This is a genomic window from Winogradskyella litoriviva, from assembly GCF_013249065.1.
GTDB lineage: Bacteria > Bacteroidota > Bacteroidia > Flavobacteriales > Flavobacteriaceae > Winogradskyella > Winogradskyella litoriviva.
Window position 1 is genome coordinate 196,972 of sequence record NZ_JABRWQ010000005.1, and the last position, 21,905, is coordinate 218,876.

The 21,905-nt window shown below is 31.0% G+C and carries 23 protein-coding genes; 8 read left to right on the forward strand and 15 right to left on the reverse strand.

Translation table 11 applies throughout. The features are described 5' to 3' along the window. Positions 1-17 precede the first annotated feature (17 nt). Positions 18-1,154 carry an acyl-CoA dehydrogenase family protein gene (locus HNV10_RS12335; RefSeq protein WP_173301690.1) on the forward strand — a complete coding sequence of 379 codons (1,137 nt, stop codon included), beginning with the start codon at positions 18-20 and terminating at the stop codon, positions 1,152-1,154. Between the two features lie 120 nt (positions 1,155-1,274). Here the strand turns inward: HNV10_RS12335 and HNV10_RS12340 are convergent, their stop codons facing one another. The 6 genes from HNV10_RS12340 to HNV10_RS12365 all read right to left on the reverse strand — a co-directional run bounded on the left by HNV10_RS12340 (position 1,275) and on the right by HNV10_RS12365 (position 6,838). Beyond that, a complete protein-coding gene (locus tag HNV10_RS12340) occupies positions 1,275-2,090 on the reverse strand; it encodes an RluA family pseudouridine synthase (RefSeq protein ID WP_173301691.1) in 816 nt (271 codons plus the stop codon). Positions 2,091-2,418: 328 nt separating this feature from the next. After that, positions 2,419-3,246, reverse strand: a complete 828-nt coding sequence (locus HNV10_RS12345) for a DUF6503 family protein (protein ID WP_173301692.1) — start codon at positions 3,244-3,246, stop codon at positions 2,419-2,421. 45 nt (positions 3,247-3,291) lie between these two features. Continuing rightward, the gene (locus HNV10_RS12350; protein WP_173301693.1) at positions 3,292-4,029 is read right to left on the reverse strand and encodes an SDR family oxidoreductase; all 738 of its coding nucleotides are present in this window, start codon (positions 4,027-4,029) and stop codon (positions 3,292-3,294) included. Between the two features lie 5 nt (positions 4,030-4,034). Next, positions 4,035-4,835 (reverse strand): haloacid dehalogenase type II, encoded by an 801-nt coding sequence (locus HNV10_RS12355; protein WP_173301694.1) that lies wholly within the window; start codon positions 4,833-4,835, stop codon positions 4,035-4,037. 46 nt (positions 4,836-4,881) lie between these two features. Next, the gene (locus tag HNV10_RS12360) at positions 4,882-5,484 is read right to left on the reverse strand and encodes a TetR/AcrR family transcriptional regulator (protein WP_173301695.1); all 603 of its coding nucleotides are present in this window, start codon (positions 5,482-5,484) and stop codon (positions 4,882-4,884) included. Between the two features lie 97 nt (positions 5,485-5,581). Further along, positions 5,582-6,838, reverse strand: coding sequence for a hypothetical protein (locus HNV10_RS12365; protein ID WP_173301696.1), 1,257 nt, complete (start codon positions 6,836-6,838; stop codon positions 5,582-5,584). Positions 6,839-7,039: 201 nt separating this feature from the next. On the opposite strand from HNV10_RS12365, the gene HNV10_RS12370 reads away from it, so the two are divergent. Both HNV10_RS12370 and HNV10_RS12375 read left to right on the forward strand, forming a co-directional pair. Beyond that, entirely contained in the window at positions 7,040-7,489 is a 450-nt protein-coding gene (locus HNV10_RS12370; protein ID WP_173301697.1) for a hypothetical protein, read from the forward strand. Further along, a complete protein-coding gene (locus HNV10_RS12375) occupies positions 7,489-7,689 on the forward strand; it encodes a helix-turn-helix transcriptional regulator (RefSeq protein WP_173301698.1) in 201 nt (66 codons plus the stop codon). The genes HNV10_RS12370 and HNV10_RS12375 overlap by 1 nt, the downstream gene beginning before the upstream one ends. 22 nt (positions 7,690-7,711) lie before the next feature. Here the strand turns inward: HNV10_RS12375 and HNV10_RS12380 are convergent, their stop codons facing one another. Continuing rightward, positions 7,712-8,389: an SIR2 family NAD-dependent protein deacylase gene (locus tag HNV10_RS12380; protein WP_173301699.1), complete on the reverse strand. Its 678-nt coding sequence runs from the start codon at positions 8,387-8,389 to the stop codon at positions 7,712-7,714. Between the two features lie 112 nt (positions 8,390-8,501). On the opposite strand from HNV10_RS12380, the gene HNV10_RS12385 reads away from it, so the two are divergent. Next, positions 8,502-9,158 (forward strand): TrmH family RNA methyltransferase, encoded by a 657-nt coding sequence (locus HNV10_RS12385; RefSeq protein WP_173301700.1) that lies wholly within the window; start codon positions 8,502-8,504, stop codon positions 9,156-9,158. Positions 9,159-9,176: 18 nt separating this feature from the next. Here the strand turns inward: HNV10_RS12385 and HNV10_RS12390 are convergent, their stop codons facing one another. The 7 genes from HNV10_RS12390 to HNV10_RS12420 all read right to left on the reverse strand — a co-directional run bounded on the left by HNV10_RS12390 (position 9,177) and on the right by HNV10_RS12420 (position 16,583). Continuing rightward, positions 9,177-9,974: a carboxypeptidase-like regulatory domain-containing protein gene (locus HNV10_RS12390; protein ID WP_173301701.1), complete on the reverse strand. Its 798-nt coding sequence runs from the start codon at positions 9,972-9,974 to the stop codon at positions 9,177-9,179. A gap of 200 nt (positions 9,975-10,174) precedes the next feature. After that, the gene (locus HNV10_RS12395; protein WP_173301702.1) at positions 10,175-12,061 is read right to left on the reverse strand and encodes a DEAD/DEAH box helicase; all 1,887 of its coding nucleotides are present in this window, start codon (positions 12,059-12,061) and stop codon (positions 10,175-10,177) included. Positions 12,062-12,352: 291 nt separating this feature from the next. Further along, positions 12,353-12,979 carry a hypothetical protein gene (locus tag HNV10_RS12400; RefSeq protein WP_173301703.1) on the reverse strand — a complete coding sequence of 209 codons (627 nt, stop codon included), beginning with the start codon at positions 12,977-12,979 and terminating at the stop codon, positions 12,353-12,355. Positions 12,980-13,107: 128 nt separating this feature from the next. After that, positions 13,108-14,463 (reverse strand): FG-GAP-like repeat-containing protein, encoded by a 1,356-nt coding sequence (locus tag HNV10_RS12405; RefSeq protein WP_173301704.1) that lies wholly within the window; start codon positions 14,461-14,463, stop codon positions 13,108-13,110. Between the two features lie 274 nt (positions 14,464-14,737). Beyond that, entirely contained in the window at positions 14,738-15,301 is a 564-nt protein-coding gene (locus HNV10_RS12410) for a carboxymuconolactone decarboxylase family protein (protein WP_173301705.1), read from the reverse strand. 69 nt (positions 15,302-15,370) lie between these two features. Further along, the gene (locus HNV10_RS12415; RefSeq protein WP_173301706.1) at positions 15,371-15,934 is read right to left on the reverse strand and encodes a TetR/AcrR family transcriptional regulator; all 564 of its coding nucleotides are present in this window, start codon (positions 15,932-15,934) and stop codon (positions 15,371-15,373) included. 76 nt (positions 15,935-16,010) lie between these two features. Further along, the gene (locus HNV10_RS12420) at positions 16,011-16,583 is read right to left on the reverse strand and encodes a non-canonical purine NTP diphosphatase (protein ID WP_173301707.1); all 573 of its coding nucleotides are present in this window, start codon (positions 16,581-16,583) and stop codon (positions 16,011-16,013) included. A 63-nt stretch (positions 16,584-16,646) separates the two neighbouring features. Between HNV10_RS12420 and HNV10_RS12425 the strand changes: the two genes are divergently transcribed. The 3 genes from HNV10_RS12425 (at position 16,647) to hpf (ending at position 20,314) form a co-directional block, all read left to right on the forward strand. Then, complete coding sequence (locus tag HNV10_RS12425; RefSeq protein ID WP_173301708.1) at positions 16,647-18,806, forward strand: prolyl oligopeptidase family serine peptidase; 2,160 nt, start codon at positions 16,647-16,649, stop codon at positions 18,804-18,806. Between the two features lie 109 nt (positions 18,807-18,915). Further along, the gene (locus HNV10_RS12430; protein WP_317166902.1) at positions 18,916-19,869 is read left to right on the forward strand and encodes a DUF4421 family protein; all 954 of its coding nucleotides are present in this window, start codon (positions 18,916-18,918) and stop codon (positions 19,867-19,869) included. A gap of 145 nt (positions 19,870-20,014) precedes the next feature. Beyond that, positions 20,015-20,314 carry a ribosome hibernation-promoting factor, HPF/YfiA family gene (gene hpf / locus HNV10_RS12435; protein WP_173301710.1) on the forward strand — a complete coding sequence of 100 codons (300 nt, stop codon included), beginning with the start codon at positions 20,015-20,017 and terminating at the stop codon, positions 20,312-20,314. A 37-nt stretch (positions 20,315-20,351) separates the two neighbouring features. Here the strand turns inward: hpf and rlmH are convergent, their stop codons facing one another. Next, on the reverse strand, positions 20,352-20,825 hold the full coding sequence (gene rlmH, locus HNV10_RS12440) for a 23S rRNA (pseudouridine(1915)-N(3))-methyltransferase RlmH (RefSeq protein ID WP_173301711.1): 474 nt from the start codon (positions 20,823-20,825) through the stop codon (positions 20,352-20,354). A gap of 175 nt (positions 20,826-21,000) precedes the next feature. On the opposite strand from rlmH, the gene nadC reads away from it, so the two are divergent. After that, on the forward strand, positions 21,001-21,858 hold the full coding sequence (gene nadC / locus HNV10_RS12445; RefSeq protein ID WP_173301712.1) for a carboxylating nicotinate-nucleotide diphosphorylase: 858 nt from the start codon (positions 21,001-21,003) through the stop codon (positions 21,856-21,858). Positions 21,859-21,905: the final 47 nt, after the last annotated feature.

Below are 21,905 nucleotides of genomic sequence, written 5' to 3' on the forward strand. Positions count from 1 at the left end.
TAAAAATTAACTGTATTATGAATATTCATGAAAACAAGGTAACTAAAACTCCTTCAAAGCACTGGTTAAATATTAAAGACCAGCTTGGGGACCAATTAGCTGCAAATGGAATTGCCCACGATAAGGCCGATACCTTTGTAGCCGATAATTATAAGTTATTGAAAAAGCAAGGATATTTAACAGCCATGATACCAAAAGCATTGGGAGGTGCCGAAGTTTCCTTTACTGATATGTGCGCTATATTGGTTAAAATAGCGCAGTATTGCCCTTCTACGTCATTGGCATTGTCTATGCACCAACACCTTCTTGCGGCAAATATCTGGAAATATAAACACCAAGGCACAGGCGAAGAACTTTTAAGGAAAGTAGTTGACGAAAACTTGGTGTTGGTCAGTACAGGAGCACGTGACTGGCTAGATTCTAATGGAACCATGACAAGAACTGACAATGGTTATTTGGTTTCAGCAAAAAAACAATTTGCAAGCCAATCTGCAATTGGCGACCTCTTGGTGACCAGCATACCCTTTAATGACCCAGAAGACGGATGGCAAGTATTCCATTTTACAGTATCTATGAAATCTGATGGGATACAACTATTAGATGATTGGCACACTTTGGGAATGCGCGGAACAGGTTCACAGACCGTGACGCTTAATAATGTGTTTATTCCAGAAGACTCCATTGTTATGAAAAGAGCAAAAGGGGAGTTCCCTCTGTTTTGGAATGTTGTTCTAACTGTGGCATTACCCTTAATCATGGCACCATATATAGGAATTGCAGAAAAAGCGATGAAGATTACTTTAGAAAAATCAAAAGCAAAACAGAGTAGACCACTTCATACTACTTTCTTGCTAGGAGAAATTTACAACAGCCTTACATTGGCTCAAGTGCTTCATAAAGATATGATTGAAATAGCCAATAATTTGGATTTTGAAGCTGACGAAAGAATAGGTGTTGAAATATTGACTAGAAAGACCTTGGTTGCTAATGCATGTAAGGAAACGGTCAGTAAAGCCATGGAAACAGTAGGAGGACAAAGTTTTTACAGAATATTTGAATTGGAACGACTCTTTAGGGATGTGCAAGCGGTAAGTTTTCACACATTGACTGAAAAACATCAGCATTATTTTACAGGAAAATTTTTATTGGAATAGCATAATTATTGCCAATGGTTTGATGATATAAAAGCGTTTCAATGTTTTATATCATACGTTAAACGAAGTTAGGCTTTTAAATTTACAAAGTCAAGCGTTAACTTTATTACTAATGGTAAATTAAATGGAGCTAAATATCTTCTTAAACCTTTCTGGTAATTCACTTTTTAAATAAATACTTTTATTTGTAAATGGATGAGTAAACTCTATTGAATACGCATGTAAATACATGCCTTTTCCATTCAATATTAAGTCTTTTATGCCATAATCTTTATCGCCTAAAATTGGGTTTCCCATTTCAGATAGATGAATTCTCAATTGGTGTCGTCGTCCTGTTAATGGTTCTAGATGCACTAAGTTGAGTTTGCCAAAGAGATGAGATAAAACGGTTCCTTCAACTATATATTTAGATTGTGAGGACTTATTATCCACATTAGAAGTGATAATACCTTCTGTAGGAGTCATATCTCCAATAGTTATGGCAATGTATGTTTTCTTAATGGTTTTGTTTTCAAATTGCTTGTTTAAAGCTCTTATGCTGCTGCTCGTTTTACCAACTAATAAAAGACCTGTGGTTGCAAAATCTAAACGATGAACAGGTTGTGGTTTAGTAGCATCTTGTAAGCTACTTGGTGTTATGTTCTGAACCAATGCATTGGCAACGGTTTTAAAATGATTACCACTCACTAAAATACCTGCAGGTTTATGGATTGCAGCCAAATAGTCATCTTCATAAATCACCTTAAGTTTAAAGATTAATCTTTTCTTAGGTGTAACATGTTCTGGGATAGATAATGTAATGGTTTCGCCTCCTTTTATAAATGTCGCAGAGGTTGCTATTTCTCCATTAACTGTAATGAAGTTTTTCTTTAAAGCTTTTTTTAGTGCAGATTTTGTAGCACAAGCATCAAATAGTCCCACACCATAATCTTGCATTCTTATTGGAGTAGACCGTTTAGGTACAATATGTGATACTATATGTATTATTGGTTTGCGTTATAAATGTTACAGGACGAATTTAGTTTAAACTTTTGTGAGTTTGAAAATAAAAAAAGCCATTAAATATTTAATGGCTTTTTAGGTAAACAAAAACAAACTATTAAAAAACAATTCTTTTAGATACTACTTTTAAATTTTAACGGGTTAGTTAAGTTGCTAAAAGTTGTATCTGGCATGCGCATTCTAATTTTCCTTTTTCAAATATTGTAGATATGTTTAGCACGGAACGTTATAGTTCTTGGTGTTTATGTTTTTTGTGTTTTTTTTAAGCTTTAAAATCTTCTGGCTTCAGTCCATTATTAAATTTTATATCTGTCCAGTTTACATTAATCCATGGCTGATCTGTAACTTCGGCTTCCCAATTAGAGGGTTTATATTTTCTTTTGGTCGGTATTAAAATTCCATCAATATTTTCGTATTCCATCTGCATTAAAAATGGAATTTCCATTTTACCAAAATCTGCTACAGTAAATAAAAACTGATCAACTAAATTTGTTTCTTTATTGATGTAGAGTTGGTAGATGTCTGTTGGTTTATCGGTCTCTGAAATAAAAGATATTTTTACAATCTCATAATCTTTTCCGTTAATTGTTTTTTCTCCTAAATACTCATAAGTTAGTCCTGGGTCTAAGAGTTTTTGAAACATGGCAAACCAATAAAAATTTGTAGGTCTATTAAAAGCGACTCTTTTTAAATACGCTTCGTTATTTAAAACGTTGCCATTGTGTTTAAGCCAGTATTGGTTACCGTCCCAACCTTGTTCTAATACACCTTTGAGATTTGGTAGTGTTCTTTCGTGTTGGTTATAAGCACCATACGATAGTTCACCATTAAAAATGTATTTTTCTGTAGAACTATCTGTTTTTCCATCTGGTGTTTTGTAAGTGTAGGTATAAACAACATCTTTCTTATTAAGAAGTGTTTGATAATTTCCAGTTTTTTTTGTGAGGTTGTAAACTAATTCATGTCCTTTATTATCAAATGACATGGTTTCTGTTTTAACGATTTCTGGCGCTGTTGAAGTTGGCTTTTTAGTATCGTTGCAAGATGCTAAAACAACACAAAGAATAAGTGTAAAAATGTTGGCTTTCATATATTATTTTAAAAATTGAATTTTTATTTTTTTATAGCTACTGTTCTAAACTAATGCACCATTTGCTCCTATTACTTGGCCAGAAATCCATTTAGAGTCATCACTTGCTAAAAAGACCGCAATTTTAGCTATATCTATAGGTTTGGCTAATCGGTTAAAAGCATTCATGCTGCTCAGTTTATCAATGAAATCTTGTGATTTTCCGTTTAAAAATAATTCTGTTTCTGTAGCGCCAGGTGCTAATGCATTTACCGAAATACCTCGTCCTATTTCTTTAGAAAATACACGTGTCATTTGTTCTACAGCAGCTTTAGAAGCAGAGTAGAGTGCATACGTTGGAAACATTAATTTTACAGTACTTGATGATATATTAATAATGTTTCCGTTGTCGGCTAATTTATCATAGGCTTCTTGTAAGGTGTAAAAAATGCCTTTAACGTTAATATCAAATTGTTTGGTGAAATCTTCTTCTGTATTATCTTTAATAGTTTTAGAAATCATAATGCCTGCGTTATTGATTAAAACATCTACTTTACCATAAGTAGTAATGGTTTTATCGAATAAGTTTGTTACATCTTTTTTGTCACTAACATCTGCTTTTATTGCTAATGCGTTCCCGCCTTCACTTATAATTGTATTAATGGTTTCTTCTGCTTCTTCAGCACTGTTAGAATAGTTAACAATAACTGTTGCACCATTTTTTGCTAATTGAATGGCTATTTCTTTACCAATACCTCTGGAGGATCCAGTAACTATAATGACTTTGTTTTCTAATTTTTCCATGAGAATTATTTCAGAGCTGTTAGTTTTTCGGCTATTAGTTTTAAATTAGGTTCGGCAATTTCTGGAGAAGGTGCTAATGGGTATTGTTGTGCACCAGGTCGACTGACAAAAGCACCTCTCCAGTTTGCCCATAATGCACCAGCTATATCCCAACCGTGTGCTGCTACTAATAAACATTCGTTGGGCTTTATGCCCATTTTTCTGGCTGCCCAATCGTAGGCATCTGTGTGTGGTTTAAATTTTCCGATGTCTTCAATGCTTAGGCGTTCATCAAAATAATCTAATAAGCCTGCATTTTTAAATTGTGTTTCTACACCTATATTAGATGAATTTGTAAATGAAACTAACTTGTAACCAGACTTTTTTAAATCCGATAAAGCCTGTTTAACTTCAGGATGTGCAGGTATTGAGCGTAAGGGTTTTAAAATAGCCTCTTTAGCTTCGTCTTCTGTTAAGGTGATACCATGATTTGCAGCAACCATTTGTAGTGCTGCAGAACCAATTATTCCGAAATCATTATACTGTCTACCAACAGTTGAAACCAGTGAATATTGCAGCATTGTAGTAAACCATAATGGTAATAAATCGCTTCGGTTGCCTAATACTTTGCCAACGCTTTCTTTCATAGCTGTTAAGTCTAACAATGTTTCATTGACATCAAAAAATATAACTTTAGGTCTAATCTGTGTTTTCTCCATATATTTTTCGTTTTTATTGTTAGTTGCAAATCCAAATTGAGGTATTGTAGCGCCAGCTAATCCTAAGATTGCAGATTTCTTTATAAAACTTCTCCTATTGTTGTTCATATTTACTTTTAAAACATACTAAATGGTATGTTTTTGTTTAAAAAAATTATGCTTCTAATTGATTAATATATATAGAAAACCCATTAATATAATCATCTAAAATCTGATCATCGTTATATAATTTTCTAATACCTCTAACACCTTCAAAAGCACTGATTAAATAAGTGGCAATAGCATTACTAGAAAGTGATTTTTTTATAGTGTTTTCTTTTTTTCCACGTTCTATTATATAAACTAAAGCAGCTTTCCATTCTTCAATGATTCGTTTTAATGCGATTTGGTAAGCTTCTTCTTTATCAGCAATTTCATTAATTAAATTATTCATGGGACAACCATGTTTCTTGTCAAATAGAGAAAATGATTTTAGTCGATTAGAAAAGGTATGTTCTAAAATAGATAATGCATTTCCATCTTCATATAATGGCGTAATCATGCCATCATAAACACGTTTTTGTAATTTTAAACTTATAATTTCTAAGCCAAGATCTTTTTTACTTTTGTAGTGATGATAAAAAGCACCTTTGGTTAGATTAGTCGCCTTCATAATTTTATCTACACTTGTAGTTTTAAACCCGTTTTTATAGAACAATTTAAAAGACTCGTCGAGTATTAACTGTCTTGTGAGTTCGGATTTTTGTTTTTGCTCCATACACAAATATAATATAAAAAATACTAGTCGGTATGTTTTTAAAATTTTTAACTATTATTTAAGATTACGAATTCATGCAAAGCTTAATGGATAAGTGTTATTTCATCTCATAAATAGGAACTGATGCTTTAGAATCTGAAATTAAAATAGCATAATCTAGAAAATCTAATGTCGACATGCCTTTTACAGCCTCACTATTAGAAGCTTCATCTTGCATTATAATTTCTATTAAGTCTGGCTCATTTGTAAAGTAAGGTGAATCTGATTGGTTTAATCTAAACAATGTTTTATCTGATAGTTTTGTATTCTTTAAATTTTGAATTCCTCTGAAGTATTCTTTTTCATAATCTCCAATACCAAATCCAGCTTCAATTGAATAACCAGAATAATCACCGTTTTTGTCATACTGTTCTGACCAAAAAACTTTGCTGTCAGTAAAATATCCAATTACAGAGATGATTTTTTGTTTTGGATAAATTTTGTTTTCTACTAATCTTGCAAATAGGGAAGGATAACCATCTTTGCCTTCTCTAGATTTTTCTAGATGAAAAAAACCAACACGCATAAACTGAGGGTTATTGCTAAAATTGTATTCAGATTTAAGGGTTAAATAATTATGGTAAATGATTTGTTCGCGTTCTGGTTGCTCTTCAAAGGAGTGTTTAATATTCTTAAGAATCATTTCAAACACTTCTACATTTTCAATTTTTGAAGTGTAGCGTTTTTTATCGTTTTCGTAATCAGTTATTAAATCTTTTAAATTTTGCTTGACTAAGCTTGGTTTATCAATGCTGTAGTTTGTTGTATCTGCTGCAATTGTTTGTTTTAAGCGTCTAATAGGTTGTAGTTGGTTATTTTGGTCTTTTATTAGTTCAACGATATGTTTAGTAACATATTTATAGTTTCTTATCCATTCAATTCCTAGAATTTTTAGTTTTTTGTTTTCAGGAAGCCTATCATTTAAATGTTTGATTTGTTTCCATTTATCGTAAACTTCAATGGTTCTTTCTTGTGTAATGTGATAACCGTTATAAATAATTAACTCCTTTAATAGTGCAGTGTCACCTGTTTCTAAAAATTCATTATAGTAATAGGCTGTGCTGTAATCTACTTCAGGTAAATAATACTTTATGGTTCCGTTTTTAGTTAGCGCATGAAGTAGTTTTATTTCTACATCTTCAGTTTTGGCACTTCCATGATAAGCACCAAACCCTAATATATTAAAATCTTTTTCAGGAAAATCAAAGTCTTGTGATGTCAGATCAAATCTGTTTTGCTCTAAATATGATATTTTAGTTTCTTTACAAGATTGTAAAATAAGAATGGAAAACAAAAGGATAATAAATTTGCACATAGTTGTATTTTGTTATTAAGATAGTTTTCTTTTAGTAATGTTACAGTGATTTTTATTTATAAACTGTTTCTGTTACGTCGTGATTAAACAAAATAATCCCAAAGAATATTTTAATTAATAATTTGGTTTATGTTTAAATGTAAAGTATATTTGACATATAGGAAAATATGTTTTCCTTAATATAAAGAAAATTTGTCAATTATGAATACGGAAAGAATTATTAACTGTGAGCGTAAACGCTTTCAAAAATTAATTAAATTTAGGTTGTCTCATCGTTTTATGACTATTGGTGTTGCTATTGTAATAGTATCTATTGTTGGTATGTTTGTGCGTGCTTTTGCATTGGATAACGAGGTTGAATGGTTGAAACAACTCTTACAAAAAACACTTTTAGTTGGCATGCTTATTATGTCCATGTCTAAGGATAAAGTAGAGGATGAGATGACTATTGCGTTGCGAGCACAATCTTATGCTATTGCTTTTGTCGTAGGTGTAATTTATGCTTTGATAATGCCTTATGTAGAATATGGTGTGTCTAATTTAGTGCATTCTGGTGGTGAAGCCTTTAAAGATTTAGGAGATTTTCAAGTATTATTATTTATGTTAATGATTCAGCTTATGTTTTATCATAATTTAAAACGGTTTAGATAATGGAAAACACCATAAAGGTAGAACGTGCTATTTTAAATCTAACACAAGATGATTTGGCAAAAAAAATAGGTGTATCTCGGCAGACTATAAACTCTATAGAAGCTAATCGTTATGTGCCTTCTACAGTATTAGCGTTAAAATTATCTGCATTATTTGGCAAACCAGTTAATGACTTTTTTAAGTTAACTAAAGATGATTAGTTAGGTGTTTATGGCATACGTTTTATTTTAAAATGTCCATCAACTCCTTCAAACCTTCGGTAGCAGATTTTGGTATTACAGTTATCTTTCCGCCACTTTTAATTGCAGGTTTTGGGTCTATATAAAAAATAGAAGTATCTGGTTGTACATAATTAATTAAACTAGCTGCAGGATATACTTGCATACTTGTGCCTATGATTATTAAGATATCTGCTGCATAGCAAATTTTAACTGCTGTTTCTATTTCTGGAACATCTTCTCCAAACCACACAATATGAGGACGTAATTGATAGCCGTTATCGCATAAATCACCAAGGTTTAAATCTTCGGTCCAAGTTTTTATATCATTATAATTTTTTGTGCTTCTTATTTTTAGTAATTCACCATGAAGATGCACCACATCGCTGCTACCAGCGCGTTCATGTAAATCATCTACATTTTGGGTGACAATGGTTACTTTAAAATGATTTTCAAGCTTAGCCAAATCTTTGTGTGCTTGGTTAGGTTGCACCTCTTTAAGTTGTTTTCGTCTTTGATTATAAAAATCTAAAACCAATTTAGGGTTTCTGGCAAAGCCTTGAGGAGATGCTACTTCCATAACATCATGGCCTTCCCATAATCCATCGTGATCTCTAAAGGTTTTTACACCACTCTCGGCACTCATGCCAGCTCCAGTTAGTACAACAATGTGTTTTTTCATAGATTAAAAATACTATATTTTGAATTATTTTGAAGTAAATATGTTGATTTCAAAATCTATATGTAATAAAAATCTTCGCTACGCATTGAATGACATTTTGTATTTTTGAATTATGCAAGACTTAAAACTATTAGAATATTTAGAAACATTTTTAACAGGAAATAGGAGAGAGCGTTTTAAAAAGGTACTGCCATTAAGAACAAAACATTTTACAGTAGCAACAGAAGATGTGTATCAATTGCATAATACTAGTGCCGTAATGCGCTCTTGTGATGTGTTCGGAATTCAAGAATTAAACATTGTAGAAGAAGTAAACTCTAAAAGTATTGATAGAGAAATTGCAATGGGAGCGCAGAAATGGGTAGACTTAAATAGATATCATTCTACTAAAGATTGCATTAGTGACCTAAGAACTAAAGGTTACCAAATAGTAGCAACTACACCTCATAGAGATGATTGTGAATTGATTGATTTTGATATAACTAAAAAGTCTTGTTTTTTCTTTGGAAGAGAAACAGAAGGTTTATCGCAACACGTATTAGAGGAAGCCGATTGTTACTTAAAAATTCCGATGGTTGGTTTTACAGAAAGCTTAAATATCTCTGTGTCTGCCGCGATTATTCTACAGCATGTAACGGCTCAATTAAGAAAATCTGAAATAGATTGGAAATTAACAGAAGAAGAGATTATTGAGAAACGATTTGATTGGATAAAAAAAACTCTAAAGGATTACGATGCCATTGTAGAAAGGTTTCAAACCTTACAATAATGGTTTTTAAATTTCAATTTAGTTTTTTTTGTTTTTTCGCTCTTTACTGCGTTTAATTACTTTATATTCTTCGTAACATTCACTAATAGCATCTAAAATTTGAAGATCGTTAGCCGTGTTTATAAAGTCTTTAGAATAGTCACATTGATTCACTATTTCGTCTAAATCGTATTTTGTAACTTGCAGTAATACCAATAACATTTCTCTATCAAAACGTTTTGCTAATTGGTTTCTAATTTCATCATCCTCCTTCATTTTCTTTAACTTATGCATTTCGTTGGGCTTTTTGCCAAACATATTGTATAAGAAATCTGCAGGATTAAAAATGGCACCTAAAACTTTTGTTGCTATATTTGGTTTGCCGGCTTCATAACCTTGGCCAGGTAAGCCAGAAATACGATAACGATTATTTGATGTTACCGGAATTTGTTCCATGTCTACCTCTAAGTAACCAGTTAATTCTAATTGTTTCACGGTAACTTCTTCTAATGCTAAGGCTAATTCTGTCATTTGAATTTCTGTACCTCCAAATTTCAACCAGTCATTAGTTACACGCACTTTAATAGATTTGTAACCTATATACGATAAATGTAGTGTGTCGTTAACTTTAGCTTTAATTTCAAATTCACCAGCATCATTAGATGCTGTACCTATAACCTGATTAATGTTTACAATATTGGCTTCACTTAATGGAAGTGATGTAGATGCACTAACCAACGTTCCTTTTACTGTAGTTGGTGTCTTTGTAGATGTAGTGTCTTGACTATAGCTTTGAACTGTAGTTAAACATAAAAATAGAATTAATAAATGTCGCATGTACGTGTGTTACTCGGTAAAGGTAATAAACAAAACGGATTTAACATATTGCACCTTTATTTTTGACTTAAAATTAACAATCTTTAGTTTCAGAGTACGAGAAAAATAAAAATCCAAAACCTAAAGTAATTCTTCAAGTTTTGGATTTTGTATGGGTCTTTATAATTTTATAGGAATAAAATTATTATATAAGCGACATTTTAATCTCTTCTTCTAGAACGTCTTGGTCTGTCTGAACCAGTACTGCTAGACTCGGGACGTCTATCACCTCTAGAGTCATTAAATTTTCTATCACTTCTGTCACTAGTTCTTGAGTCGTCTGAGCGTCTACCGCGTCTATCACTTCGGTTACCAGAACCTCCTGAAGAACGTCTGTCATTAGAACGTCTTTCTCGTTTATCATCTCTTCTTCGGTTTCCGCTTGCACCAGAACGTCTGTCATTACGTCCACGGCTTCTGCCGCCACTTCTGCCACCACCTCTGTTTTCGCTCACTTCTACGTTTACAAATCGACCTTCGTATTTAAAGTCTGTAAAGAATGCTAACACTTTTTCTTGTAATGCTTTTTCTGTATTAAAGAAAGAGAAACTTTCTTTTACATCAACTTTAAAGACATCATCGCGTCCTAATTCTAATTGTTCTTTTAAGAAATCTTTCAACTTCATCCAATCAAAACCGTCTTTGCTACCTACATTTATAAAGTAACGTGTGTCGTTAGATTGTTTTCCGTAATCGCGTCCACCATCTCTATCTCCACGAGATTCTACAACACTTAAATCTTTTGATTTTTGATAATAATTAAAGAAGCGGTTAAACTCTACTGAGAAGAATTTTTTAATTAATTCATCTTTATCTGTATCGGCAAATAGCTCGTTAATACTATCTAAATGCTTATCTATTTCGTGATTAGTTTCTGTAGTATGAATTTTGTTAGCTAAAGACATTAATTGTACTTCTACAATATCAGTACCAGAAGGAATGTCTTTTTTCTCAAACTGTTTTTTAATGATACGTTCAATACTTTTTATCTTTCTAACTTCACTTTTAGAAACGATTACCATAGAAACACCTGTTTTACCAGCACGTCCTGTTCTACCAGATCGGTGTGTGTAGGTTTCAATTTCATCTGGTAATTGGTAATTAATGACGTGTGTAATATCATCTACATCAATACCACGCGCAGCAACATCTGTTGCAACTAGCATTTGTATTTGGTTGTTTCTAAAGGATTTCATTACCAAATCTCGTTGATTTTGGCTTAAATCACCATGTAGCGCTCCAGCAGAATAACCATCTTCAATTAAGTTTTCTGCAACCTTTTGAGTATCTCTTTTAGTTCTACAGAAAATTACAGAAAAAATATCTGGGTTTGCGTCTGCTAAACGTTTTAAGGCTTGGTAACGGTCTCTGGCATTAACTAAATAATACTCGTGAGATACATTACTTGTACTTTCATTTTTATTACCAACAGTAATTTCAGTTGGGTCGTACATAAATTTCTTAGCAATTGTAGACACCTCTTTTGGCATCGTTGCTGAGAACAACCATGTACTTTTATCTTCTGGTGTGTGCGATAAAATGTCGGTGATATCTTCATAGAATCCCATGTTTAACATTTCATCAGCTTCATCTAAAACACTGTATTGAATTTTAGAAATATCAACCATTCTACGGCTAATCATATCTTTCATACGACCAGGAGTTGCTACAATAATTTGTGCTCCACGTTTTACAGCTCTTGCTTGGTCAGAAATACTAGAACCACCATAAATGGCAACTACATTTAAACCTTTACAATACTTTCCGTAGTTTTTTAATTCGTTTGTAATTTGCAAACAAAGCTCGCGAGTAGGTGATAAGATTAAACCTTGCGTGGTTCTACTATCAATATCTATTTTTTGTAACATTGGGAAACCAAAGGCTGCTGTTTTACCAGTACCAGTTTGTGCCAAAGCTACTAAGTCTTTGTCTTCTTCTAATAAAAGTGGAATTGCTTTTTCTTGTACTTCACTAGGTTTTACAAAACCTAAATCCGTAATTGCGTTAAGTAGGTCTTCATTAAGACCTAATTCTTGGAATGTGCTCATTCTTGAGTTTTTATGTATTCGATTATGTTCTGTTGGTGTTACAAGAGAAGCGAATCGACATACTAAACACTAAAACTTCTAGGTAACACATCCTCACTCTGAGGAATATAAAAATCCTAACAATGGATTTTTTTTGCAAGGTGCAAAGGTAGGTTAATTTATTTAATAAACAATTTTTGTTTTATTTGAAGAATTTGAGTGTATTTATCTCATCGTTTTATATTGAAATAGATTCTTTTTTTTTAATTATAACTCGCGGAAAATTTATGTATTTATGGGATTCCGCGATTTCTATTTTACGTGAATGAATTTTTCAGATGCTTTTATTAAGCTATCATATTTTTTAATAATATTTTCTAATCTTTTAATATCGGGTTTCTCGTTATTTTGATAATTTCTAATCATCGACTCAGTTACGTATAGTTTCATTAAAATTAATTGGTCGTCTAAGGCTTTTGATTTTTCTGTGATTATTTTTTGTTTTTCTGCTAAAGCTTCAATTTTCTTTTTGTAATTGGTTTCTATAGTATTAAATGCGGCTATTGTTGATTCTTTAAGAGTAGAATCTTTAATTCTATTAGCATAAGTTTTGGCATTTGCAAAATATCTGGCATTAACGCTTACATATTGAGAGTACTCAGAAATACTATCATTTTCTATTTCACCCATTTTAATGATTTCTTTGTGAAGTTTTTCTAGATTAGCGTTCTTGTCCATAGCTTCTTTATATAACTGAGAGATTATATCAGAATCATATCTTTTAGAGAATGAAACACTCTTATAGTTTGATTCATCATCAAGTACTTCTGGTGTTTCATTTTGTATTTCTTGTATTGTAGGAGTTTTGGTTGCCGATTCATTAATACAGCTAGTTATTAATACTTGTAAGAGAAGTAATTGAAATATTTTTCTTTTCATATTATTTTATAGTTTCTTAGTTCTTTGATTGGCTTGGTATTGTTTTATTTTAAATAGTAAATAAATCTGCCTGTTGTCTTTTGGTTATTTTTTTGAAGTATTTGATTATTGCTCTGTGAATGGTAGTATTATATTTTATAAAATTTTATAGTTTTATAAAGATTCTTTTTTGATTGTATCTGCATAAAATACATACCTGCTTCAAGATTACTTACATCTACTGTATTTTGGTTAGCACTAGTAATTATTTGTCCAACGGTATTAAAGATAGTTATTTCTATGACATCAGTATTTACAGAAATACTATTAGATGTTGGATTTGGATAAATGTTTATTTCATTTTCATTATTATAAGTTTCAACACTTAAAGGACTTTCATTAGTTATGTATCCTAAGTTAAACAAATTAGTTGTAGAGTTTAATCCGAGCCAAATAATATCATTATCTCCATCATTGTCTAAATCATCTGAATAAACAATTTTATAAACAAAGGAATCATCTATTAATATTGAATTGCCAAATACACCAGATTGGTTATTCGCTTTCCAATATAGGTTAGCGTCGTTATTATCAATATAAAGTATATCATAAAAAGCGTCTGTATTTAATTTAGAATGATGAAATTGTGATAACGGTACATCCACATTATTAATTTGAGAAACTGTAAATATCTTATTAAATGTATTTAAATTATTATTAAAAAAGTCTATACCTTGGTTAGCTAAAGGGTTACCAGATATAACATCGATGTCTCCATCATTGTCAATATCAAAAGAGCTTAGAAATAAACGAATACCATCATTAATAAGAACTGTTGGTGAATTAAAAGATCCTGATGTATTGTTGGTGAATAATTCCATACCAAACGTACCAGTATTAAGAATTAAATCCTTAAAACCATTTCCGTTAAAGTCAGCAACAGTCATAGAATAATACTCGGTAGCACTTTCAATTAGAATTGGTGCTGTAAAAACGCCAGCACCATCATTTTTACACATAGTGATTTTAGTATCACTATTGGTAACAATGTCTAGATCTCCATCATTTTCTACATCTATAAGGAAAGATTTGAAGGCTCCAAGTGGTAAATTGCTATTTAGTACAATTTCGGACCAAGTTAAACCTCCGTTATTATTAATAAAAACACTTACACTACTATTGTTATCATTATTATTAGTTGCAAGTAAATCTATATATCCATCTCCATTTACATCTCCAAAATCTAAATGGTAAGGTGTTGTAAATGTTGATGTAATACTTTGTGAAGCAGAAAAACTAGTTCCTAAATTTTTGTACCAAACTATATTGTTAGAAAAACTACTTAATATAATATCTTTTTTGCCATCATTATCTACATCAAAGGTTACAATATTTCTTTTGTTAATTGAAAAACTATCATCAATTATGATTGGAGAACCAAACTGAGCATTTAAATTAAAGTTTATAAAGAATACAAAAATGCTTAGTAATTTTATGATTTTCATTCGGTGTGTTTTTAAGATGGCTGACTTTTGCTGATAAAAGTCGGTTTCCATAATGAACTTAAGACAAAAAGCGAAGTTAGTTTTTTGAAAGCATATTGTCAAATAGTACAGAATTAAACGGTAATTTGTTTTTAAACAAAGCTTTAGGGTTGTTATAACTAAAAATTTTATATACGGTAATGTAAAATGACATCTTAAAAGGAGTAAAAATAAAAACCTTCCATATAAATGGAAGGTTTAAAGCAATCAATCAAAATGTGATTCTTACTAGTAACTAAGAATTCACAGTTTCTTTAGACCATGCAAATTTTTTAAATGCATCATCTACAGGTGTGTTTGCAATATGATTTGTGTAATTACTAATTGTTTTTTGAGATAAGCCTAATATGATATCTAATACGTGCTTTTCTTCATAACCAGCTGCATAGAAGGTGTCTAAATCTGTTTTAGAAACATTACCACGATTTCTAACAATAGTTAATGTCATTGTACGTAAGGCTTCTAGTTTAGAATCTGCTAAAGGTGTTTCATTACGTAATGCTTCAGTAATACTATCATCAACTTTCATCATTTTGGCAATGCCTGTATGGGCTGGCACACAGTAATGACATGCGTGCTCTACATTAATAGCTTGCCATACAACAGTTAATTCTTCTTCGTTGAATGAAGATTGAGTGAATAACTCATGTAATGTCTGATATGCTTGTAAAAGTTGTGGTGAACCTGCTAAAACGCCATGTAAGCCAGGAATCATTCCGTAAGCTTTTTGAGAGTTTTCTAGTAAAGGTTTTGCTTCTGATGGAGCCGATTCAATGTTGTGAATTTTTAATGTAGTCATAATTTTTCTTTTTAATTTATTTGTTAATTATTTCTAAACGTTCGTTTAGTTATTGTGTAAAAAAAATGGTTAAAGGTTTTTAAAGGTTAGTTCAATATAGTCTTCAATTTCTTGTTTTGTATTTACTCTCGATGCCGCAGCTAAACCATGTTTTGCTAATAACAAATAGTTAGCTTGCCTTAAAATAGTTTCTTCATTTTTAGAGGTATCCATTTTTAATTTTTCTATGATAATTTGCTTTAAATTAGTCATAAAAATGTTCATTTGTTCCTTTATTAATTCGTCTTCTGTTTCAGAAAACTCATTATATGTATTGGTTACAAAGCACCCTTTTAAATTGTCGTCATTAAAATTAGAACTTACAGAATCGTAGAAAAATTGTTTAATATCTTCAATACCATTAGTGCCTTTTTTAAATTTTTCAAAAGTTGAATTTACTCTAGATTTATATTGCTTTAAACTTTCTAAAAATAAACTGTGCTTATTGCCAAAACTAGAATATATAGAAAACTTATTAATGCCCATTTCTTTTTCGAGCATTTGCATAGAGGTAGCTTCATAGCCATTTTTCCAAAAAAGGTGCATAGCTTTTTCTAATACTTCGTCTTCGTTATACTGTTTTTTGCGTGCCATTATTTCTAGTTACCCACAAAACTAAACAATCGGTTAGTAATAAAAAAAGTTTTAACAATATATTCTGAAATATCCACTATTTATTAAGGAATTCTATAAGTTGAGCAACGGCTTTTCCGCGATGTCCAATTTTATTTTTTTCTTTAAGTGTTATTTCTGCGAATGTTTTTTTGTAGCCTTCTGCTTTAAAAACAGGATCGTATCCAAAACCACCTTCACCATGTTTTTCTTGAGTAATTTCTCCTTTACAAATACCTGTAAATGTGTGTAGTTCTCCATTGAGATATAAAGCAATTACCGTTTTAAATTGTGCGTTTCGGTTGGATTTATCTTTTAACTGATTAAGAAGTTTATTCGTATTATCTTCTGCATTGCGCTGAGGTCCAGCATAACGAGCAGAGTAAACACCAGGTTCGCCATTAAGTGCTTCTACTTCCAAGCCTGTATCATCTGCAAAACAGTCATAGTTATAATGTTTTTTGAGATATTCTGCTTTTTGTATTGCATTACCTTTTATAGTTGGTTGCGTCTCAGGAATATCCTCAATGCATCCAATATCTTTTAAGCTTAATAGCTTAATATGAGAAGGTACAATTGCTTGTACTTCTTTTAGTTTATTTAAATTATTTGTAGCGAATACGAGTTGCATAAATTAAGTTTTAAAGAGTCAAAAATAGAGTTATATTTAACAATCAAATTTAATAAATTAGAAATGAAGTTTTTTTTATCCTGTGCACTCATATTTTTATTTTCATTTTATAGTTTTTCTCAAAAAACATACAAATATCCTGAAGTTTCAAAAGGTTCATTTGTAGATACTTATTTTGGTGAAAGTATAGAAGACCCTTACCAATGGATGGAAAATCCTGCCGACCCAAGATTAGAAGAATGGTTAGCAGAAGAACAAAGATTAACTAACAAACAAGGAAATAAATATCTGCATAGATGGACTTTGAGAAGTCAGTTGGGTTCTATGTATTATGATACTAGAGTTTCTGAAAAAGAAACTTACCAAAAACAAGCAGATAGTTTAAAAACAAAATATCAATATAAATATAGAAGAAGTTCATCAAAACGTTCAGCGGATTTATTATACCGTTTAAGGGGACAAAAGAATTATAAAAGTTTAATTAATATAAAGGACTTTAGAAAAAATAAAGATGATAATGTAAGTATTGTAGATGAATATCTTAATGAAGATTTTGATCTAATTGCAGTTGAAATTTCACATAATGGAAGTGATTGGCACGAAATATATTTTTTCGATTTATTAACAGGAAAATTATTCGATGAAAAATTAGAAAATTTTAGAGCTACGAGTAATTTAATTTGGAAAGAAAGGGATGTAATTTATGATGCTTATGAAAAAGCTATTGAAGGTAGAGAATTATTGGACAAAGCAAAAGGACAAAAATTATTTTATCATAAACTAGGTACTAAACAATCTGAGGATACAATGATATATGAAAACCCAGATTTAACGGGTACCAATCTGTTTTCATATTTTGAATTAAATGATAAAGTGTTTTTTAGACATTTTTATAATGTTAGAGGTAAGTCTTACAAAGCTTTATCAGTAGCATATATAAATCCTGAATCAATTTTTTTATCTAAGTTTTTGTTATATCCAGACTCTAAAAAGATTTACGTAAAGGTTGAATTACTAGAAGGTGATAACGTCATTTTGAGTACAAATTGGGATTCTGGAAATGGAAGAGTTTTGCAAGCTGATATTACACAGTTAAATAAAGTTATAGAGTTAATACCAGAATATGATTCTCGACTAACCAACGTTAATAAATTAGGAAAAGGGAAAATTGCATGTATCTATTCGGATAATGGAAAAAATATGGTTTTAATTTTTGACATGGAAGGCAAATTATTAAGAACAATAGATTTTCCGGAAGGGAAAGAGGTAAAAAACTTTTACGAAAATAATGATAGTGCTACACATACAGATTTTAGTTTATCCTCTTTTTTTCACCCGAAAATTTGGTATCAGTTATCGCTGTCAGATTTAACGTTTAAGCCAGCTCAAGTGATTAGTGTGCCTTATGATGCAGAAAAATTAGAAACGAGATATGTAAAATATAAATCTAAGGATGGTACAGAAATACCAATGTATATTACGTGTGCTAAAGAAACTGTTTTAGATGGTAATAACCCAACTTTAATCTATGGTTATGGTGGCTACGGAACTACTATTGTGCCTTCTTTTAATGAGTCTTTAACGCTTTGGTTATTGCATGGTGGAGTTTATGCAGTACCAAATATTAGAGGAGGAGGAGCTAATGGTAGTGAGTGGAGTTTAGCAGGTAGACGATTAAATAAACAAAATACAATAGATGATTTTATTGCAGCAGCAGAATATCTTGTTGAAGAAAAATATACCAATAGTAATAAACTGGCAATTAGTGGAGGTTCTCATGGTGCATTAATTGTAGGTGCTGCTATTACGCAAAGACCAGAACTATTTAAAGCTGCTATAGCAGAAGCAGGTCCTTATGATATGTTGAGAATGGAGAATTTTACAGTTGGTTCTGTAAATACAAATATTTCTGAATATGGCGTAACCAGTAATGAACTAGATTATAAAAATTTAAAGTCTTATTCGCCTTTACATAATATAAAAGAAGGTGTAAAATATCCTAATCTTTTACTGATTACTGGTGCAGCAGATGATAGAGTACCACCTCTGCATTCTTACAAGTTTTTAGCAACATTACAAGAGAAAGCAAGTAAAGAATCTTTGTTTCTTATGCATGTTATTGAAGGTTCTGGCCATGGTGGTGCTTTAAACTCAAAAGATTTTACGGAAAAACTTATTCATAAATATTCGTTTTTATTTGACCAATTAGACGTAGATATGTAGTGTTTTTTAAGCTTATAACATTACGCCTTTTTATTTAGTTATAATATCAATGAATTTTAAATTGTCAATATATTTTTTTTTAAATAGGACTTCAGTTTTAAAATGGTTTGTGCTTCTGGTACTTAGTTTTACCAGTTTGGCAACAGCTGCTCAAGATTTAGAAGATTTAGATTCTTTATTGGTGGATAGAGATTTAGATAATTATTCATTTCGTTTATTTACCAATTATAAGTCTAATAAGTTTAGCATTCAAAATAGTGAATCTAAAGCAAGGTTTGTGCCTAATAATAGACATGGTTTAGGTTTAGGTATTGCTAACAAAAAAATTATAGTAGATATTGCTTTTAACCCTAAAAATGCTAATAAAGAGGCGACCAAAAAGTTTGATTTACAAGGAACAACAATTATAAAGAATAGGCATTATTCTAATATTTATGTACAAACTTATAAAGGTTTTACAGCTAAAAATAATTTTGATGAAGATGCTGAGTTTATAAGCGATTTACGCTCTATTAGTTTTGGTCTTAATTATTTATACACCTTTGATGATATAGAGTTTTCTTATGCCTTGTTAAAAGCCGGATTGGCAGAAAAAAGAAATGACAACATTTTTATGACAGGAGGTATTGGGTTGTTCTCAGGTTTCGATTATTTTTCTTCAGACTCTAGTATTTTAACAGAAGACACAAGTCCTTATTTTAACGAAGAAGGTAGTATTAAACGATTTCAAGGTGTAACCATTGGGGTTTTAGCTGGTTTTATATCTTATTTTAAACTACCAGAAAATATAACAGCCACTGTTAATATTATGCCAGGAATGGGTTTAATGTACAAAAAACTTACCGTAGAAGGTAAAAGTTATACGCCAAGTAATCCTATGCTATATAAATTAGATTTCTTAATAGGATTAGGTTACAATTTTGATAGATATTATGTAAGCCTCACGTACAGTAACGGTTTGTATACTACAGATTTTGATTACGATAATAGATATCGTTTAAATCTTACTAATGCAAAATTAGCAATTGGTTACCGCTTTAAGAGTAAACGAAAAACATACTAATTCACAGAAATTATAAGTAAGATTTTAGTCCCTTAATTAGGAGTGATTTATAAATTTTATCAATTATTTATGATAATTATCAGCAATAAAATTCACTAAAATCGTTAACTTAGACAAAAGAATTATAACTTAAACTATATAGAATATGACTGTAAATTTTCAATACGTAAACATAGATACAAGCGAAACGCTTTCAGCATTAACGGAAGAAAAATTAAAAAAATTAGCCAACAAATTTGAGTTTCTTATTTCTGCTCAAGTATATTTTAAGCATGACGAGAAAGACCGCGAAACAGGTAAAATTTGTAATATAGAATTAAGTTTACCAGGACCACGTCTTTTTGCAACATCAAATAAAAAGAATTACGAAATGGCAATGACAGAAACCATTAAAGATTTAGAGCGTCAACTAAAAAAAAGAAAAGAAGTTTTTAGTACACATTAATAGATTAAGACGTTTATTTTAAGAGGGTTTATAGTTCTTAGCGATGATGATAAGGTTCATTTCTAAGAATTGTAAACCCTCTGTATAATTGTTCTATAAAGAATAAGCGTACCATTTGATGGGAAAACGTCATTTTAGATAAACCTAATTTTCCGTTGGCTCTTTTATATACAGCATCCGAAAATCCATAAGGTCCGCCAATTACAAAGATTAACGTTTTTATACCAGAATTCATATGTTTTTGCAAATAGGAAGAAAATGCAACAGAATCTAGTTGCTTACCATTTTCATCAAGGAGAATTAAAACATCCGAAGTCTGTGTCTTGGCTAAAATAAGTTCACCTTCTTTTTCTTTTTGCTGAGCTTCAGATAAATTTTTGACCTTTTTTAAATCAGGAATGACTTCAAATTCAAACTTTATATAAAAACCTAGACGTTTGGTATAATCCGTAATGAGTGCTTGTAGATTTTTATTGTCGGTTTTGCCTATGGCTATAAGTTTTATGTTCATTTTATGTTTACTTCTGGTGATTCCGATTTTTTTCTAAATCGTATTGAGAAGTCTATAATTAGAAGGTTCTCTATGCAAATTTATTCGTTTTACTTATAAATTCACTCCAACTGAGGATAGATTTATTCAAATTTTCAAATTTCAATTCCTATTTTTACAACAAATATGTATTCAAATGATTTCAAAAGCACAATTCGATAAAGAAATAGAATTAATAATCTCTAATGCTATCCGAGAAGATGTTGGAGATGGCGACCATAGCTCATTAGCATGTATTCCTGCTACTGCTCAAGGAAAAGCAAAACTATTAGTTAAAGACAAAGGTGTTATTGCAGGTGTGGAGTTTGCAAAGCAAGTATTTGCTTACGTAGATGCAGATATGAAAGTAGAAACACTTATTGAAGACGGAAGTAGAGTAAAACATGGTGATATTGTGTTTTATGTAGAAGGAGCATCACAATCGATACTAAAAGCAGAACGCTTAGTATTAAATGCTATGCAACGTATGAGTGCTATTGCTACTAAAACAAGAGAATTTGTAGATATTTTAGAAGGTACAGGAACCAAAATTTTAGATACACGTAAAACAACACCAGGGATTAGAGCGCTAGAAAAATGGGCTGTAAAGATTGGTGGAGGTGAAAATCACAGGTTTGCGCTCTATGATATGATTATGCTTAAGGATAATCATATTGATTTTGCAGGAGGTGTCTCAAAAGCGATAAATCTTACCAAACAATATTTAAAAGATACTAATAGAGATTTAAAAATTATTGTAGAAGCAAGAAATCTAGAAGAAATAAAAGAAATTTTAGATTGTGGTGGAGTTTATAGAATTTTAATAGATAATTTTAATTACGAAGATACGCGTAAGGCTGTAAAATTAATAGGAGACCAATGCTTAACTGAATCTTCTGGTGGTATTAATGAAAACACACTTAGAAAATATGCAGAATGTGGTGTAGATTTTATCTCATCTGGTGCATTAACGCATTCTGTTTACAATAAGGATTTAAGCTTAAAAGCGGTTTAAATAACGTTGTAATATTCTGTTTTACTGATATAGATAAATAGTGATAA

Excerpts from the sequence above, each read along its gene's own strand:
- HNV10_RS12345 (WP_173301692.1), bottom strand. The coding sequence starts at position 3,246 with ATGAAAGCCAACATTTTTACACTTATTCTTTGTGTTGTTTTAGCATCT.
- HNV10_RS12425 (WP_173301708.1), top strand. The coding sequence starts at position 16,647 with ATGAAGTTTTTTTTATCCTGTGCACTCATATTTTTATTTTCATTTTAT.
- HNV10_RS12415 (WP_173301706.1), bottom strand. The coding sequence starts at position 15,934 with ATGGCACGCAAAAAACAGTATAACGAAGACGAAGTATTAGAAAAAGCT.
- HNV10_RS12420 (WP_173301707.1), bottom strand. The coding sequence starts at position 16,583 with ATGCAACTCGTATTCGCTACAAATAATTTAAATAAACTAAAAGAAGTA.
- HNV10_RS12365 (WP_173301696.1), bottom strand. The coding sequence starts at position 6,838 with ATGTGCAAATTTATTATCCTTTTGTTTTCCATTCTTATTTTACAATCT.
- hpf (WP_173301710.1), top strand. The coding sequence starts at position 20,015 with ATGACTGTAAATTTTCAATACGTAAACATAGATACAAGCGAAACGCTT.
- HNV10_RS12395 (WP_173301702.1), bottom strand. The coding sequence starts at position 12,061 with ATGAGCACATTCCAAGAATTAGGTCTTAATGAAGACCTACTTAACGCA.
- HNV10_RS12380 (WP_173301699.1), bottom strand. The coding sequence starts at position 8,389 with ATGAAAAAACACATTGTTGTACTAACTGGAGCTGGCATGAGTGCCGAG.
- HNV10_RS12385 (WP_173301700.1), top strand. The coding sequence starts at position 8,502 with ATGCAAGACTTAAAACTATTAGAATATTTAGAAACATTTTTAACAGGA.
- HNV10_RS12410 (WP_173301705.1), bottom strand. The coding sequence starts at position 15,301 with ATGACTACATTAAAAATTCACAACATTGAATCGGCTCCATCAGAAGCA.
- HNV10_RS12370 (WP_173301697.1), top strand. The coding sequence starts at position 7,040 with ATGAATACGGAAAGAATTATTAACTGTGAGCGTAAACGCTTTCAAAAA.
- HNV10_RS12340 (WP_173301691.1), bottom strand. The coding sequence starts at position 2,090 with ATGCAAGATTATGGTGTGGGACTATTTGATGCTTGTGCTACAAAATCT.
- HNV10_RS12375 (WP_173301698.1), top strand. The coding sequence starts at position 7,489 with ATGGAAAACACCATAAAGGTAGAACGTGCTATTTTAAATCTAACACAA.
- HNV10_RS12400 (WP_173301703.1), bottom strand. The coding sequence starts at position 12,979 with ATGAAAAGAAAAATATTTCAATTACTTCTCTTACAAGTATTAATAACT.
- HNV10_RS12360 (WP_173301695.1), bottom strand. The coding sequence starts at position 5,484 with ATGGAGCAAAAACAAAAATCCGAACTCACAAGACAGTTAATACTCGAC.
- nadC (WP_173301712.1), top strand. The coding sequence starts at position 21,001 with ATGATTTCAAAAGCACAATTCGATAAAGAAATAGAATTAATAATCTCT.
- HNV10_RS12355 (WP_173301694.1), bottom strand. The coding sequence starts at position 4,835 with ATGAACAACAATAGGAGAAGTTTTATAAAGAAATCTGCAATCTTAGGA.
- rlmH (WP_173301711.1), bottom strand. The coding sequence starts at position 20,825 with ATGAACATAAAACTTATAGCCATAGGCAAAACCGACAATAAAAATCTA.
- HNV10_RS12335 (WP_173301690.1), top strand. The coding sequence starts at position 18 with ATGAATATTCATGAAAACAAGGTAACTAAAACTCCTTCAAAGCACTGG.
- HNV10_RS12390 (WP_173301701.1), bottom strand. The coding sequence starts at position 9,974 with ATGCGACATTTATTAATTCTATTTTTATGTTTAACTACAGTTCAAAGC.
- HNV10_RS12405 (WP_173301704.1), bottom strand. The coding sequence starts at position 14,463 with ATGAAAATCATAAAATTACTAAGCATTTTTGTATTCTTTATAAACTTT.
- HNV10_RS12350 (WP_173301693.1), bottom strand. The coding sequence starts at position 4,029 with ATGGAAAAATTAGAAAACAAAGTCATTATAGTTACTGGATCCTCCAGA.